This window comes from Kribbella albertanoniae, from assembly GCF_004348455.1.
GTDB classification, from domain to species: Bacteria; Actinomycetota; Actinomycetes; order Propionibacteriales; family Kribbellaceae; genus Kribbella; species Kribbella albertanoniae.
The window spans coordinates 1-15442 of sequence record NZ_SMKA01000024.1; the positions used below are offsets into that span (position 1 = coordinate 1).

A 15442-nucleotide genomic window follows, 5' to 3' on the forward strand; every position below is an offset into this window, starting at 1 on the left:
GGTGGGGATGCAGGCGGCTATGGCCAGGGCTACCAGGGCTGCGGCGGCGCCGGTGATGAGGACTACTCGGAAGCCGTTCTCCGACGGGAGGGTGTAGGTGCCGAGGTTGATGGTGAGTTGGGCGAGGATGACGCCGGCTACTGCGCTGGAGACCGAGGTGCCGATGGAGCGCATCAGGGTGTTGAAGCTGTTCGCGGCGGCGGTCTCGGAGACGGGGACGGCGGACATGATCAGGGCGGGCATGGCGCCGTAGGCGAGGCCGATGCCGGCGCCGATCAGGAGCGAGACCAGGACGATCTCCCAAACCGAGCCCATGAAGACGCTGCCGACGCCGTAGCCGGTGGCAACGACGATCGCGCCGAGCATCAGGGTGATCTTCGGTCCGCGGGCGGCGGAGAGCTTGGCGGACAGCGGTGCGGTGATCAGCATGATCAGGCCGGACGGGCCCATCACGAGACCGGAGGCGAGCATCGACTGGCCGAGTCCGAAACCGGTTGCCTTCGGCATCTGCAGCAGCTGCGGGACCACCAGCGACATCGCGAACATCGCGAACCCGAACACCATCGACGCCAGGTTCGTCAGCAGTACCTGTGGTCGCGCGGTCGTCCGCAGGTCGACCAACGGCTCGCTGGTACGGCGTTCCCACCAGCCCCACATGACGATCGTGGCGACTGCCAGCGCGAACAGCCCCAGTGTCGGAGCGCTCGTCCAACCCCAGTCGGCACCCTGAGAGATTGCCAGCAGCAACGAAATCAGTCCGACCGAAAGACCGACACCACCCAGTACGTCGAAGCGGCCGCCCGAGCGGACGGTGGATTCGGGGACGAACCGCAGTACCAGCCCGAAGATGACGATGCCGAGTCCGGCCGACACCCAGAACAATGCGTGCCAGCTGAGGTTCTCGGCCAGCAAGGCCGCGGCGGGCAGCCCGAGTGCCCCGCCGACCCCGAGTGACGCGCTCATCTGCGCGGTCGCCGTACCGAGGCGGTCGGACGGCAGTTCGTCGCGCATGATGCTGATCCCGAGCGGGATCACGCCGGCCGCGAAGCCCTGCAGGGCGCGGCCGACGACCAGCGGGATGAGTGAGCTGCTGAGTGCGGCGACGATCGAACCGGCGATCAGCAGGCCGATGCTGATCAGCAGCATCCGGCGCTTGCCGTACATGTCGCCGAGCCGGCCCATGATCGGGGTGGCGACCGCGGCCGCGAGCAGGGTGGCGGTGATGGCCCAGGCGGTCGCGCCGGCCGAGGCGTTCAGGAGCCGCGGCAGTTCGGGGATCACCGGGATCACCAAGGTCTGCATCAGCGCGACCGTGATGCCGGCCGACGCGAGCACTGGAACCACTGCACCAGTGCGCCCCGGCGCAGTAGTGGGGACTGCGGACATCGAACGCCTCCGAGAGCCGAAGAAATAGTTGGTTTCTGCAACCATAGATTAAGTCAGGCAGTTGACTTAAACAAGCTGCCGAGGCAAAGTGGGAGTCAGACCCACACGGAGGTGATGTCTCGTGACCGAGCGTGACGCGATTGACTATCCATTGGCACCCATTGCGGCGATCGAACCGCCGGCGGAGTGGGAGGAGCTGCGGCAGCAATGCCCGGTGGCCCATGTCCGGCTGCCGAGTGGTGACCAGGCAGCCCTACTGACCCGGTACGACGATGTCCGCCAACTGATCGCCGATCCGCGGTTCGCGCGGAACTCCAGCGAGAAGGACGCGGCGCGGATCTCGATGCTGGACCAGCAGGAGTCGCCGATCCCTCGGCTCGGTGAAGGGCATCAGCGCTGGCGGCGGATGCTGACCAAGTGGTTCACCGCCAAGCGGATGGCGGAGCTGCGGCCGCGGATCGAGGCGATGGCCGAGCAGCTCGTCGACGAGATGGTCGCTCAGGGGCAACCTGCCGATCTGCGCGCGAGCTTCGGCTTCCCGCTCCCGGTCTGGGTGATCTGCGACCTGCTCGGCGTGCCCAACGAGGACCGCGATCGCTTCTCACACTGGTCCGACACGTTCCTGAGCGTCAGTCGCTACACCCAGGACGAGGTCGACACCGCGCAGGCGGAGTTCACGACGTACATGGCCGGCCATGTCGCCGCCAAGCGGGTCGCCCCTGGCGAGGACCTGCTCGGCGATCTGATCACCCGCGCCGACGCCGCCGGCGAGTATCTGAGCGACGACGCACTCGTTGCCACTGGCAAGGGTCTGCTGATCGCCGGGCACGAGACAACCACGAACATGATCGGCAAGATGATGGCGATGCTGCTCGCCGATCGCACACACTGGGAGCAGTTGCTGGCCGATCCGACGCTGGTTCGCACCGCGGTCGAGGAGACGTTGCGGTACGACGCGAACGCCGGCTTCGGCCTGACCCGGTACGTCGATGAAGACGTGGAACTGCCGGGTGGAACACTGCCCGCCGGTACGACGGCGATCTGCAGCCTGGGTTCGGCGAACCGCGATGAGTCGGTGTTCCCGGATGCGGCTGACTTGGATCTGTCTCGCAGTCCGAACCTGCATATCTCCTTCGGCGTCGGACCGCACTCGTGTGTCGGCCAGTCGTTGGCGCGGACCGAGTTGCAGGTCGTGCTGGAGGTCCTCCTGCGGCGACTGCCGACGCTGGCTCTCGGCGTACCGGTGGGGGAGTTGCCGCCGGTCAAGGGTCTGCTCGTCGGCGGGCTGCAGAAGGTGCCGGTGGTGTGGTGATGATGATGGCCAAGACGGTGCGGACCCAGCGGGTCAACGCGACGCGGGAGCTGATTTTGGCTACCGCTGAGCGGATGTTCGCCGAGCGCGGTCTGCATGAGGTTTCCAACCGGCAGATCAGCGAGGCCGCTGGGCAGGGCAACAACACCGCGGTCGGGTATCACTTCGGGACGAAAGCCGATCTGGTCAGGGCGATCCTGCAGAAGCACTCGGTGCATGTCGAGCGGCGCCGGGCCGAGCTGATCGCCGAGGCGGGGGACAGCCAGGACCTGCGGGTCTGGGTCGGCTGCCTGGTGCGGCCGAGCACCGACTACCTCGCGACGCTCGGCGTCCCGAGCTGGCTGGCCCGGTTCAACGCGCAGTTGATGAACGACCCGGTGTTGCGGAGTCCGCTGGTCGACGACCTGCTGACCTCGCAGTCGATGCAGTGGATCGTCGAACGGCTCGACGTGATCCTCGCCGATCTTCCGTTGGAGGTCCGGATGGAGCGCGGCGCTATGACCCGTCTGCTGATCCTGCAGATGTGCGCCGAGTACGAGCGTGCGCTCGCGATCGGTGAGCCGACCAACCGGGCGACCTGGCACGACATGGCGACCGGGCTGATCGATGGGATCGTCGGGGTCTGGAATGCGCCGGTAACGAAATGAGCGTGTTGATCGCCGGGGCGTCCGCGGCTGGGTTGTCGACGCTGGAAGCCCTTCGTAGGCAGGGATATCAGGAGCCGATCACTGTGCTCGGCGCCGAGACCCACCTGCCGTACGACCGCCCGCCGCTGTCCAAGCAGTACCTCTGTGGTGACTGGGACGAGGTGCGCACCCGGCTGCGGCCGGAGGAGATGCTCGCCAAGCTCGACGCCAACTTCGTGCTGGGCGACCCGGCAACCGCCCTGGACGTAGAACGCCGCCTGGTGAGCACCGAGTCCGGCCGCGAACTGTCAGCCGATTCAATCGTCATAGCCACCGGTCTTCGCGCCCGCATGCTGCCGGGGCAAGAGGGTCTCGCTGGGGTGCACGTCCTACGCACGCTAGGCGATGCGGACGCTCTGCGCCGCGACCTGGCAGGCGCATCCGGGGCGGGGGACCTTGGCGACGACTCCTCCAGGACGCAGCCGCGGTTGGTGGTGGTTGGAGACGGCGTACTCGGGGCTGAGGTGGCTGCTACTGCTCGCAAACTCGGTTGCTCGGTGACTCTGGCCGGGCCGCAGGGGGCTCCTTTGGAGAGCTTGTTCGGGGCGGTAGTGGCTGGGTTGCTGGGGGAGCTGCATGCGGCCGAGGGGGTGGAGCTGAGGTTGGGTACGGCGGTCAGTGGGTTGACCTCGGCCGGTGGCCGGGTGACCGGCGTACAGCTGGCTAGTGGTGACCATCTGCCGGCTGATGTTGTGGTCGTGGCGCTCGGGGCGACGCCGGCTACGGAGTGGCTGGTGGATAGCGGGCTCACGCTCGACAACGGCGTGGTGTGCGACTCGCAGTGCCGGGCGGCCGACGGGATTTACGCCGCCGGTGATGTTGCGCGGTGGCGGCATGACGGGCTGGATGCCTTGCTGCGCTTGGAGAATCGGACCAACGCCACCGAGCAGGCCGCCTGTGTCGCCGCGAACATCCTCGGCGAGAACCGTTCCTACGCACCGATCCCGTACTTCTGGACCGACCAGTTCGCCACCAAGATCCAGGTGCACGGCCTACCGAGCGCCGACGCCGACGTCACAGTCGCCGAAGGGGCGATCGACGAACGCCGGTTCGTCACCCATTACCGCCGCGACGGCCGCACTGTCGCCGTACTCGGCTGGAACATGCCCAAACAAACCCGCCTGCACCGCGCACACCTGGTACAGACGTAAACCCTCTTCTGGGGAAGGGAATGCGATGACCGCAACACAGCAAGCTCCGGAGTATCCGATGGCCCGCGCGGCCGGATGCCCGTTCGATCCGCCACCGAAGTTGCGGGAGCTGCAGGACGAGGCGCCGCTGGTGAAGGTGGATGTCTTCGGCCAGTCCGTCTGGCTGGTCACCCGGTACGACGAGCAGCGCCGGCTGATGTCGGACCCGCGGCTCAGCTCGGATGTCACGAAGCCGGGCTATCCGAACCAGCAGCCGGTGCAGCTGCCGAAGGATGACGACGGTCCCGGGATCGGGTTCATCCTGATGGACGACCCCGAGCACGCGCGGCTGCGCCGGATGGTGACTGCGCCGTTCATGATCAAGCGCGTCGAGGCGATGCGCCCGCAGGTGCAGAAGATCGTCGACGACCTGATCGACGACCTGCTGGCCGGGCCGAAGCCGGTCGATCTGGTGCAGGCGTTCGCACTGCCGATCCCGTCGCTGGTGATCTGCCAGTTGCTCGGCGTTCCGTACGAGGACCACGACTTCTTCCAGGTCAACAGCAGCATCCTGCTGCGCACGACCGAGACGATCGAGGCGCGGAACAAGGCCCGCGGCAACATCGGCGGCTACCTGCACGAGCTGATGGGCGACAAGCTGGAGAACCCGAAGGACGACCTGCTGTCCGGGCTCGCCGAGCGGGTCCGGGCCGGTGAGCTGAGCCGCAAGGACGCGGCCGGGATCGGTGTCCTGCTGCTGATCGCCGGTCACGAGACGACCGCGAACATGATTGCCCTCGGCACCCTTGCGCTCCTCGAGCACCCCGACCAACTCGCCAAGCTGCGCGACACCGACGACCCGAAGCTGATCGCCAGTGCGGTCGAGGAGCTGCTGCGGTACCTGAACATCACCCACAACGGCCGTCGCCGGGCGATTCTCGAGGACATCGAGTTCGACGGGCAGATCCTGAAGGCCGGCGAAGGGGTGATCTTCCCCAACGACATCGCCAACCGGGACCCGGAGATGTTCCCGGAGCCGGACACGCTGGACCTGACCCGGGACGCGCGCCGGCATGTCGCGTTCGGGTTCGGCGTTCATCAGTGCCTTGGGCAACCACTTGCCCGGCTCGAACTGCAGGTCGTCTACGGCACCCTCTACCGGCGGATCCCGACGCTGCGCCGGGCGATCGAGCTGGACGAGGTCCCGTTCAAGCACGACGGCGCCGTGTACGGCGTCTACTCCCTCCCTGTCACCTGGTAACTCGAGAAAGAAGCAGAACCATGAAGGTCATCGTCGATCAGGACAAGTGTGTCGCCTCGGGTCAGTGCGTGACCGCGGCCATGGACGTCTTCGACCAGCGGGACGAGGACGGCATCGTCGTCCTCCTCACCGACACCCCGCCCGACGAACTCGCCGTCGACGTCCACCAGGCCGCCGCCGTCTGCCCGGCGCTGGCAATCGTCGTCGAGGACTGACCCGCCCGCCGGCCGGCCCGCTCACGTGTCGGTAGCGACACGTAGAGGTGTGGGGGGGTGTCCCTATGGGTTTCGTCAAGCGGCTGTTGGGGTTGGGTGTTGGTAGAGGGTGCGGGTGCGGAGCATGGCGTGGAGGACGTCGATGCGGCGTCGTGCGAGGCAGATGAGTGCGGCGTTGTGTTTCTTGCCGGCGGCTCGTTTGCGGTCGTAGTAGGCCCGTGAGGTGGGGTCGGACAGTGCTGCGAACGCGGCGAGGAAGAAGGCTCGCTTGAGCTGTTTGTTCCCGCCCCGGCTGGGGTGCTCGCCACGGATCGAGGTGCCGGAGCGGCGGGTCACGGGCGCGAGTCCGGCGTAGGCGGCGAGGTGTCCGGAGGTGGGGAACGCGGTGCCGTCGCCGACCTCGAGGAGAATCCGTGCTCCGGTCCTGACGCCGATCCCCGGCACCGAGGTCAGGACCTTGGAAAGAGGGTGCGCATCGAGCATCTCCTCGATCTGCCGGGCGGCATCAGCTCGCTGGGTCAGCAGCCCGGCGAGGGTGGTGGCGAGCTGGGGCAGGACGAGCTCGGCAGCGCGGGTGCCGGGCACGGTGACGGTCTGTTCGGTCAGCGCCTGCTCGATCGCGTCGACAAGCTTGGCGTATGAGCGGGGAGCCCGGGGCTTGGTGGCGGCGACCAGCTGCCGTCGCGTCGCGGTGGCGAGTCCTTGAGGGCCGCCGAAGCGGGTCAGCAGTTCGAGCACGGCGGGGTGCTGGACCTTCGGGCCTAGCGCCCGTTCCAGCGCTGGGTGTATCTGGGTCAGCAGGCCGCGGATGCGGTTGCTGACCCGGGTGACCTCGCCGGCCAGGTCGTCGTCGTAGCCGACGATGACCTGCAGGTCGGCCAAGGCATCGTCGTCGGTGCCGACCCGGCGCAGCGTATGCGGCATCGACCGGGCGGCTTCGGCGATGATGTAGGCATCACGCGCGTCGGTCTTGGCGTTGCCCGGGTGCAGGTCCGCGATCCGGCGCATCGCCAGCCCGGGCAGGTAGGCCACGTCGATACCCAGCTCGCGGGCCACCGTGACCGCCAGCGCTCCGATCGAGGCCGGCTGGTCGACGACCACCAGCACGGAACCGCGGACCGACAGCGCCTCGAACACCGCGCGGATCTTCGCCTCCGACTGCGGCAGCACCTTGTCGTGGACCCGCTGGCCGTCCGGGTCCAAGCCGCAGGCATGGTGCTCCTCCTTGCCCACATCCAGACCCAGGAACACGGCGTACTCGCGACGGCCCACACTGCCTCCTCAAAACGGAATCGACCTGGCCACCAGATCAGGCGAAGGATGCCGGCACCCACGTTACGAAGAGACCTACCCATCGGTGGCCCTGTCCCTATCAGCGGTCAACCAACGCCACCAGACCTGGCGACAACACCCCCCGGATCATGCACACGACAGGGGCAGTAAGTCATACCAGGCCCGGCGACCAGACACCGCTTGTTCACGGTGCACGAAGAAGGTAACGGGGTGGATCCTCCCCAGATCCCCTCGCGGCCGGTGCCAGCCCTCCCCAAACCGGTTTGGGGAGGGACATGGGCCGGGCAGGGCCAACATCCACCCCACCTTCAGCAGCGGGTCACTGGTGATGCGACGGAACCTCAACTTCCCAGCCATGGCCCAGCGACCCCGGCTTCATCTTGCCTGGGGCTGACGGGCTGTGGCTGAGCTAACGCACCCCGGCCGCCCCGGCACCCGAGACCGTCGTCCAGAGCCACCTTGTGCACCCACCAACCACCCGACCACCCGCCCGGATGGTCGAACCGTGCTCAAGGTCGGGCGGGCGGCTCACCTTGGGCGCCCGTCGACCAGGTTCTGAGTGGGTGGATGGTCGAGTCGTGCTCAACGTCGTACCGGTTCGCCTTGGGCGCCCGTCGACCAGGTTCCGAGTGGGTGGATGGTCGAGCTGTGCTCAACGTCGTACCGACTCACCTTGGGCGCCCGTCGACCACGTTCCGAGCAGATGGATGGCTGAGCCGTGCTCAAGGTCGGGCGGGCGGTTCACCTTGGGCGCCCGTCGACCACGTTCCGAGCGGGTGGGTGGTCGAGCCGTGCTCAAGGTCGGGCCGGCGGCTCACCTTGGGCACCCGTCAACAGTGATGATGTGGGTGTGGCTCCGCAGCGGCCGTCCTGACTCACCCTTCAACTGACTTCGGGTCTTCGTCTGGATCTGTCGGTCGGCTTGCTGCGGAGCCACTGCACTCACCGGACCAGAGGATTCGTGACTTCATAGGAGCCTGTGCCAGCAGGCACCCATCACTGTTCTGTCCGCTTGCCTCGGCTGGTGCGTGCCGCCCTAGCCCTAGCAAGAGGACGGCAACAACAACGATGACACGCGAAAACACCCAGCTCCAGTCCACGGTCACCGGCGGTGTCGACACCCACCGAGACACCCACACCGCCGCCGTGATCGACAGCGTCGGCCGGCTCCTGGGTCATCGGATGTTCCCCGCGACAACACCGGGATACCGCGACCTGCTGGCCTGGCTGAACAGCTTCGGGACACTGCTGAAAGTCGGCGTGGAAGGAACCGGCGCCTACGGCCACGGCCTGACCAGATACCTCACCAGCCAAGGCATAAAGGTGATCGAGGTCGACCGACCCGACCGCAAAACCCGCCGATCCGCCGGAAAATCCGACCCCCTCGACGCCGAAGCAGCAGCCCGGTCCGCACTGTCCGGGAATCGCACCGGAACACCAAAAATCCGCACCGGCCACATCGAAGCACTACGCAACCTGCGAGTCGCCCGCCGCAGCGCGATCACCCACCGCGCCGACTGCGTCCGCAGAATGAAATCACTCATCATCACCGCACCCGACCAGCTCCGCGACCAGCTCCGACGCCTCACCATCGCGCAACTCATCAAAACCTGCACCGCGCTGCGCCCCGACACCACCCAAGCAGCCGACCCCGCCCAAGCCGCCAAGATCGCACTCCGCAGCCTCGCGCGCCGCTACCGACACCTCAGCGACGAGATCACCGACCTCGACGCCCTCATCACCCCACTCACCCACGCCGCCAACCCCGACCTGCTCAAACTCCACAGCGTCGGCCCGGACAGCGCCGGCCAACTCCTCGTCACAGCCGGCCAAAACACCGACCGCCTCCGCTCCGAAGCCGCCTTCGCCATGCTCTGCGGCGTCGCCCCCATCCCCGCATCCTCAGGCCAAACACGCCGCTACCGCCTCAACCCCGGCGGCGACCGCCAAGCCAACGCCGCCATCCACCGCATCGTCATCTGCCGCCTGCGCTGGGACCCACGCACCCGCGCCTACCTCGAACGACGCACCGCCGACGGCCTATCCAAAAAAGACGCCATCCGCTGCCTCAAACGGATCGTCGCACGCGAGATCTACTACGTCCTCACCAAACCACAGACCACTTGACATCTATAGGAGCGTCCACGTGATGCCCGCCGGAACGGTCGAGCCGTGCCCAAGGTCGCGCGGCCGGCTCACTTTGAGCGCCCATCAACCACGTTCTGGGCGAGCAGGTGACTGACCCGTGCTCAACGTCGTACCGGCGCTGACCAATCGTCAGGAGGTCGGGAAGAGGGCGGCGAGGCCGTGGATCGACTCGACGCCGTAGTTGGTGCCGCCGACCGGGACCTTGCCGTCGGTGGCGGCGAGGACCTCGGCCACCACGGACGGGCCGAGGCCGCCGCAGAGCTCGATGAGCTGGGCGCCGTCGGCCACCAGTTGTACGGCGACCTCGGTGGCCGCGGCCCGGTCCGGTACCGGCACGATCGTGGTGGTCAGACCGCCGACACTGATCACCGCGCGGTCGCGGACCGGGTCCTCCGTGCCGAGTCCCAGGTAGATGAAGGCCCAGTTGCTGAACGCCATGTGAACTCTCCCGATGCTAGATAGCTTGATGCCAAGCTAATTTGACTTGATGCCAAGCTAAACTGCGGAGGGTGCAGAAAGATTCCGTGGACCGGATGATCGACGCGTGGGCCGGCACGCAACCCGACCTCGACGTCAGCCCGCTCGAGGTCGCCGGCCGCCTCCTGCTGTGTGCCCACCACCTCCAGCAGTCCCTGACCGAGGCCCTCCAACCACTCGGCCTGACCTTCCCCGACTTCGACGTCCTGAACACGCTCCGCCGCCGCGCCGACCCCACCGGTACGAACCCGACCGACCTGGCCGAGTCGGCGCTCATCACCACCGGCGCCATGACCACACGCCTCCACCGCCTCGAACAGGCCGGCCTCATCCGCCGCGTCCCCGACCCCGCCGACGGCCGCGCGGTCCGCGTCAACCTCACCCCCCGAGGCCGAGCCCTGGCCAAGCGAGCCCTCACCAAGGTCCTGGCCGCCGACGAAGCCTTCCTCAACCCCCTAACGCCCACCCAACGCCAAACCACCGCCACAACCCTCCGCCACCTCCTCCTCCCGTTCGAACCCGAGTAGCCGAGCCGACGCCGCCGAGGTTGGTGAGTGGTGGCGGTCCGCATCACCCGAAGGACAGGACGTACCTGGGTACGTATGCGCTCTCGCCCGCCTGAGGTGAGCGGGGGACGGGCGATCGCGGGCTATACGTCCTGTCGGTCGGGTGATCGGCCGCCGAGATTGGGGACTGCGGATGCATGCGGCCTACTGGGGTCGCCAGCAGTGCACTGAAAGAATGGGCGAGGGGCCGGACAGGTGGGGGTGTGACTTCCATGCGTGAGCCTCGGTTCGAGGCGTTGGTGCGGGCGGTCGGCGTGCCGTTGCATCGTTACCTGGTACGGCGAACTGACCCGGCCGCGGTTGACGACGTACTGGCCGAGACGATGCTCGTGCTCTGGCGGCGGATCGACGACGTTCCGCACCTGGACGACGTACTGCCGTGGTGCTACGGCGTGGCCCGCGGCTGCCTCGCCAATGCCCGACGTGCCGAGCGACGCAGACTTCGGCTGGTCGATCGGTTGTCCCGGACGGAGCCGGTGGCCGAGCCTGCCGAGCACATCGAGCTGTACGACGCGTTGCGCACGCTCGGCGAGCTCGATCGCGAGGTGGTCATGCTCTGGGCGTGGGAAGGACTCGCGCCCCGGGCCATCGCCGAGGTCATCGGCCTGACGCCGAACGCGGTGAGCATTCGGTTGCACAGGGCAAAGAAAAAGCTGGCCGTCCAGCTCGACCGAAAGAACGGCGCGACGGCCGGACAGGAACAGGTCAAGAGAGGGAGTGAACTGTGAGCGACGACGAACTGCTGGCCCGGTTGAAGGCCGCCGACCCGGCGTCACGACGGGATGCTCCCCAACCAGACCTAGACCGCCTGCTGGAGATTCCCATGACCACAACCACCCAACGCCGCCGCCGTCTGTTCCCCGCCGTCGCCGCCGGCCTCCTGATCGCCACCGGCGGCCTCATCTGGGGCATCACCACCGCCAACGACCAGCCCCCCGCTGCCACACCCGCCGTCAAACTGACCGTCGGCAGCGGAGCCGAGGGCAAATGCCGCGCCCCCGAGGTCGCCGATCTCCAGCGACTCCCCATCGCCTTCGAAGGCAAGGTCACCGCGGTCACCGGCGACCTCATCTCCCTACAGGTAGCCCACTGGTACCGCGGCGGCCCCGCCGGCAACGTCGAGGTCCAAGCCATGCCCGAAGACGTCGCCACTCTCCTCGCCGTCGACTTCCAGGTCGGCGAGACCTACCTGGTCTCCGCCGCCAACAACCAAGTCACCATCTGCGGCCTCAGCGGCCCCGCCACCCCCGACCTCCGCCACCTCTACGAACAGGCCTACACAAGCTAGTCGTACGCCGTACGGTACAGTGGACGGTTCAGGTGAGGAGGCGTTTGGATGGCTGGTGAGGTGTCGGTGCCGTGTCTGCCGTGTGAGTCGATCGACGAGGTGGTGGCGTTCTACAAGGTGCTGGGGTTCGAGCAGACCTACTACCAGCAGCGGCCGAACCCGTACGTCATGCTGCAGCGGGAGGACCTGCAGCTGGGCTTCTTCGGGATGCCGGGCTTCGACCCGGCGAACTCGTACGGGACCTGCGTCGTGATCGTGGCGGACACGGGGGAGATCTACCGCGCGTTCGCGGACGGGATGCGGGCGGCGTACGGGAAGGTCCTGGTCGCCGGGGTCCCGCGGATGACGCGGCCGCGGAAGCGGAAGAACGTCGAGAATGTTTCCGGGTTCTCGGTGATCGATCCGGGCGGGAACTGGATCAGGTTCTACGCGGCCAAGCCGACCGAGGAACCGGCTGATGCCGTGCAGAGCAGGCTGGGGAAGTCGCTCAAGAGCGCGGTGGTGATGGGTGATTCGCGCGGCTCCGAAGAACAGGCGATCCGGATCCTCGACGCGGCGCTCGGGCGGTACCGGGACACGGCGACGGTGCAGGACCTGGTCAGCGTGCTCGCCTACCGCGCCGAGTTGGCGGTACGGATCGACGACGCGGTCGGGGCACGGGAGTACGTCGCACAGATCCGCGAAGTGCCGTTGACACAAGAGCAACGCGCTGGTCTGGCGGACGTGCTGGCCGGCGTGGAGGAGTTGCAAGAGGGGTGATCAGGAGTGGTCGCCGTCGAGGAGTTCGTGGAGTTCGGCGACGGCCTTGGTGATGTGGTCGTAGTCGTTCTGGGCGGCGCGTGACTCGGCGCTGATCACCCCGCACCGGTGCAGACGGCGGAAGTCGCCGTACGGGAACTTGTAGTGGCCCTTGGTCTCTTCGTCCAGTTCGGTGTCGAGGCCGAGGTACCACAACCCGTACTCGTCCCACCCGTGCTTGTCGAGGTACGCGTTCTCCTCGTCGGCCGTGGGGGCGTGCTCACTCCAGTCGTCCCGCTCGTCCTTCGCCGTCTGCCCCTTCGCGACCAGCTCCTTGGCATGATCGAAGGCAGCCTTGTTGAGCTTCACAGTCATGCCTCCCGGTTACCACCAGAACCCCGCACAAACCACGATTCGTGCTGCTGACGAGTAGGCTGGTGGGGTCGGCTGGGGGATAAAAGGGGGTACGCCGTGGATCCGCGGGTACTGGTGGCGGCGATCGACGAGGTTGCGGCCTCGCTGGCGTTGCCGATGGATCTCGACGCGACGCTGGCCCGGATCACGCACAGCGCGGTCGAGGCGATCCCGTGTGTCGACTACGCCAGCATCTCGATCACCGCGACCGGTGGCGGGATCAGCACGCTGGCCCCGACCGATCGCCGGGCGAACGAGGCCGACGAGCTGCAGTACAAGCTGCACGAGGGGCCCTGTTACGCGGTGGTGCGCGGGCTGCCCGTCGTACAGGTCGATGACCTGAGCGCGGATACCCGCTGGCCGGAGTACGGGCGGCAGGCGGTTACGGAGTTCGGGTTGGGGTCTCAGCTGTCGTTCCAGTTCCACGCGGCGCCGAACGCGCGTGGCGCGCTGAATCTGTACTCGAGTCGCGTCAACGGGATCACTGCCGAGACCCGGCAGCTCGGCTGCATGTTCTCGCGGCTGGTCGCGATCGCTCTGGGCTGGGCACAGCACGACGAGGAACTGGGCCACGCATTAGTGACGCGGCAACACATCGGTCAGGCGGTCGGCATCCTGATGGAGCGCTACCAGCTGGACGCGGATCACGCGTTCGCGTTCCTGGTGCGGGTCTCGCAGTCCGGCAACATCAAGCTCCGCGATGTTGCCGACGGCATCATCGACGACACGCTCGGCAAGACGCCCTAGACAACACCGGTACGGCGGTTCAGCTGCCGCCCCGGGAGGCGTGGCCGACGACGTCGGTGGCGACGAGTGTCAGTGGCCGTTGCTGTTGCCTGGCCAGCTCGATCAGCCGGTCGAAGGCGGCATCCACCGAGACGTTCTCGGTGTAGGCGATGACGCCCTTGGCCTGCTCGATGACGGTTCGTTCCGCCAGGGCGGCCTTGGTGCGGGCGGCGAGGTCGGCCGCGGACAGGGATCCGCCGTGCACGATGACCAACGCGGTGATGTCGGCAAAGGCCTGCGCGACCAGTACGACGTCCGCGACCGGGCCGGCCTCGTCGAAGAACAGGTTGAGCGCGCCGAGCGTCGTGTGCTGCCAGTTCACCGGGGCCGCGTGCACTCCGCTGAAACCCGCCGTACGGAAGGGCTCTCGCAGTTTCGGCCAGCGGGCGGCGATGGCGTCGAGACCGATGACGGTCAGCGGCTGACCGGTCGTCACGCAGTCCTTGGCTGGTCCGTCTTCGATCTGAACCTGGTACAGCTCGAGGTGCTGCGCGCGGTGGTCGGTCGCGGCCAGGAACTCGAGCCCGTCCTCGGCCATGATGAGGCCCGCCGCGCTGGCCTGGACGGAGTCGGCGCAACCGGCGAGCAGGTTCGTGATGGTGCCGACGACGTCGTGTTCGGTGACGAGTGCTGCGGTGGCGGCCGCGAGTTCACGCACCGCGCGCTCGGGCAGCGCAGAGGGTGCGGTGTCGTGGCCGGTCATGATTCTCCTCGGAAGTCGAGTTGGCGGGTGATGATCTGGTGAGCGATGGCTCCGAGCGTGGTGTCGTGGGCGTAGGCATGGGCCCGCAGCAGGGCGAGCGCGTCGTCGGCGGAGATCCGGAGCTGGGCGATGACCATGCCGGTGGCCTGGTGGATCTCGGCGCGCGCTGACCACATGCCGTTGGTCAGTCCCCGGTCGGGCTCGGGGACGGGTTCCTGCAGGAGTGCGGCGCCGATCGTGTCCGCGAGGAACTGGGCGGTCTCCGCCGACTCCGACCACGTCGTACCGGAAGTCAGATAGCAGGCCAGTACGCCGAAGGGCTCGTGATCAGGCCGCATCGGAAAGACATGCATGGTCAGCGGCCCGAACCGCTGCCAGGCCGCCCGGCTGAACTCCGGCCACCTGGGGTCGGTCTCCTGCTGCACGACCGCGGTCACCGGGGCGTCGTCCTCGAAGGCAGTCCGCCCGGGTCCCTGCCCGACGACATCCTCAAGATCTTCCAGCGCCGATGCCGTGGGGTCTGTGGCACTCAAGGGGAGCTGATGAGTCGGCTCACCCTGGATCGTGATCCACACACCGTCGACGGCGAGCATCACTCGCGCGGCCTCGCAGAGTCGATCCGCCAGATGCTTGTGATCTGCCCCGACCGCAGCCAGCCGAGCCAGCTTCGCCAAGATCGCCGATCGCTCGGTCACCGCCCGCACCTTCCCGGTCAGCCCCTACCCGGGGTCACCTCACAGTACCCCGATCGGCGGCGGGCATCCGTCAAGGCAGAGTGCCCGCGGTCAACAGCCAGCGTGCCGCTTCGACGAGTGGAATTCCGGCCGCCCGCGCCCTGAGCGCGAGTACGGCGTCGGCCGAGGCGATCGAGACGCCGTACCGCTCGGCGATCACCCCCTGGGCCATGCCGATCGAATACCGGGCGGCGCTCTCGACTGGGTCGAGCAGGTCGTCATGGTTGGTGCCCATCCGGACCACCACCCCTCCACGCTCCAGGCTACCCGTCCGGGCAGGAATAGCCAGTCACCCAAGGGGAACC

At 67.5% G+C, this 15442-nt stretch carries 18 protein-coding genes; 11 read left to right on the forward strand and 7 right to left on the reverse strand.

Going from position 1 to position 15442, the window contains the following annotated elements; genetic code table 11:
* Positions 1-1386, reverse strand: a 1386-nt coding sequence (locus E1261_RS08685; protein ID WP_132404589.1) for an MFS transporter, incomplete at its 3' end; no start/stop codon positions are given.
* 121 nt (positions 1387-1507) lie between these two features.
* Here E1261_RS08685 and E1261_RS08690 point away from each other — a divergent pair.
* The 5 genes from E1261_RS08690 to E1261_RS08710 are packed head-to-tail and all read left to right on the forward strand — an operon-like array spanning position 1508 to position 5990.
* Positions 1508-2698 (forward strand): cytochrome P450, encoded by a 1191-nt coding sequence (locus E1261_RS08690; RefSeq protein WP_132404591.1) that lies wholly within the window; start codon positions 1508-1510, stop codon positions 2696-2698.
* Positions 2698-3345 carry a TetR/AcrR family transcriptional regulator gene (locus E1261_RS08695; protein WP_202874512.1) on the forward strand — a complete coding sequence of 216 codons (648 nt, stop codon included), beginning with the start codon at positions 2698-2700 and terminating at the stop codon, positions 3343-3345. Before E1261_RS08690 ends, E1261_RS08695 begins: the two co-directional genes overlap by 1 nt.
* Positions 3342-4535 (forward strand): NAD(P)/FAD-dependent oxidoreductase, encoded by a 1194-nt coding sequence (locus tag E1261_RS08700; protein ID WP_132404593.1) that lies wholly within the window; start codon positions 3342-3344, stop codon positions 4533-4535. Before E1261_RS08695 ends, E1261_RS08700 begins: the two co-directional genes overlap by 4 nt.
* Before the next feature lie 25 nt (positions 4536-4560).
* Positions 4561-5775 (forward strand): cytochrome P450, encoded by a 1215-nt coding sequence (locus E1261_RS08705; protein WP_132404595.1) that lies wholly within the window; start codon positions 4561-4563, stop codon positions 5773-5775.
* Between the two features lie 20 nt (positions 5776-5795).
* Positions 5796-5990 (forward strand): ferredoxin, encoded by a 195-nt coding sequence (locus tag E1261_RS08710; RefSeq protein WP_132404597.1) that lies wholly within the window; start codon positions 5796-5798, stop codon positions 5988-5990.
* Positions 5991-6065: 75 nt separating this feature from the next.
* On the opposite strand, the gene E1261_RS08715 is transcribed toward E1261_RS08710, so the two are convergent.
* Positions 6066-7262: an IS110 family RNA-guided transposase gene (locus E1261_RS08715; protein WP_202874498.1), complete on the reverse strand. Its 1197-nt coding sequence runs from the start codon at positions 7260-7262 to the stop codon at positions 6066-6068.
* A 1089-nt stretch (positions 7263-8351) separates the two neighbouring features.
* Here E1261_RS08715 and E1261_RS08720 point away from each other — a divergent pair.
* On the forward strand, positions 8352-9410 hold the full coding sequence (locus E1261_RS08720) for an IS110 family RNA-guided transposase (RefSeq protein ID WP_132404599.1): 1059 nt from the start codon (positions 8352-8354) through the stop codon (positions 9408-9410).
* A 150-nt stretch (positions 9411-9560) separates the two neighbouring features.
* Here E1261_RS08720 and E1261_RS08725 read toward each other — a convergent pair whose 3' ends face one another.
* Positions 9561-9869, reverse strand: coding sequence for a DUF6506 family protein (locus E1261_RS08725; RefSeq protein ID WP_132404601.1), 309 nt, complete (start codon positions 9867-9869; stop codon positions 9561-9563).
* Between the two features lie 71 nt (positions 9870-9940).
* On the opposite strand from E1261_RS08725, the gene E1261_RS08730 reads away from it, so the two are divergent.
* The 4 genes from E1261_RS08730 to E1261_RS08745 all read left to right on the forward strand — a co-directional run bounded on the left by E1261_RS08730 (position 9941) and on the right by E1261_RS08745 (position 12521).
* Positions 9941-10435: a MarR family winged helix-turn-helix transcriptional regulator gene (locus E1261_RS08730; protein ID WP_132404603.1), complete on the forward strand. Its 495-nt coding sequence runs from the start codon at positions 9941-9943 to the stop codon at positions 10433-10435.
* Between the two features lie 251 nt (positions 10436-10686).
* On the forward strand, positions 10687-11202 hold the full coding sequence (locus E1261_RS08735; protein ID WP_132404605.1) for an RNA polymerase sigma factor: 516 nt from the start codon (positions 10687-10689) through the stop codon (positions 11200-11202).
* Positions 11199-11762 (forward strand): hypothetical protein, encoded by a 564-nt coding sequence (locus E1261_RS08740; protein WP_132404607.1) that lies wholly within the window; start codon positions 11199-11201, stop codon positions 11760-11762. Before E1261_RS08735 ends, E1261_RS08740 begins: the two co-directional genes overlap by 4 nt.
* A gap of 48 nt (positions 11763-11810) precedes the next feature.
* A complete protein-coding gene (locus E1261_RS08745) occupies positions 11811-12521 on the forward strand; it encodes a VOC family protein (RefSeq protein WP_132404609.1) in 711 nt (236 codons plus the stop codon).
* On the opposite strand, the gene E1261_RS08750 is transcribed toward E1261_RS08745, so the two are convergent.
* A complete protein-coding gene (locus tag E1261_RS08750; protein ID WP_132404610.1) occupies positions 12522-12875 on the reverse strand; it encodes a hypothetical protein in 354 nt (117 codons plus the stop codon).
* 96 nt (positions 12876-12971) lie between these two features.
* On the opposite strand from E1261_RS08750, the gene E1261_RS08755 reads away from it, so the two are divergent.
* Positions 12972-13661 (forward strand): GAF and ANTAR domain-containing protein, encoded by a 690-nt coding sequence (locus E1261_RS08755; RefSeq protein ID WP_238176084.1) that lies wholly within the window; start codon positions 12972-12974, stop codon positions 13659-13661.
* Between the two features lie 19 nt (positions 13662-13680).
* Here E1261_RS08755 and E1261_RS08760 read toward each other — a convergent pair whose 3' ends face one another.
* From E1261_RS08760 to E1261_RS08770, 3 genes are all read right to left on the reverse strand, one after another.
* Positions 13681-14403, reverse strand: a complete 723-nt coding sequence (locus E1261_RS08760; RefSeq protein WP_132404612.1) for an ANTAR domain-containing protein — start codon at positions 14401-14403, stop codon at positions 13681-13683.
* Positions 14400-15098 carry a GAF and ANTAR domain-containing protein gene (locus tag E1261_RS08765; RefSeq protein WP_132404614.1) on the reverse strand — a complete coding sequence of 233 codons (699 nt, stop codon included), beginning with the start codon at positions 15096-15098 and terminating at the stop codon, positions 14400-14402. Before E1261_RS08765 ends, E1261_RS08760 begins: the two co-directional genes overlap by 4 nt.
* A 70-nt stretch (positions 15099-15168) precedes the next feature.
* On the reverse strand, positions 15169-15372 hold the full coding sequence (locus tag E1261_RS08770; RefSeq protein WP_132404616.1) for an ANTAR domain-containing protein: 204 nt from the start codon (positions 15370-15372) through the stop codon (positions 15169-15171).
* Positions 15373-15442: the final 70 nt, after the last annotated feature.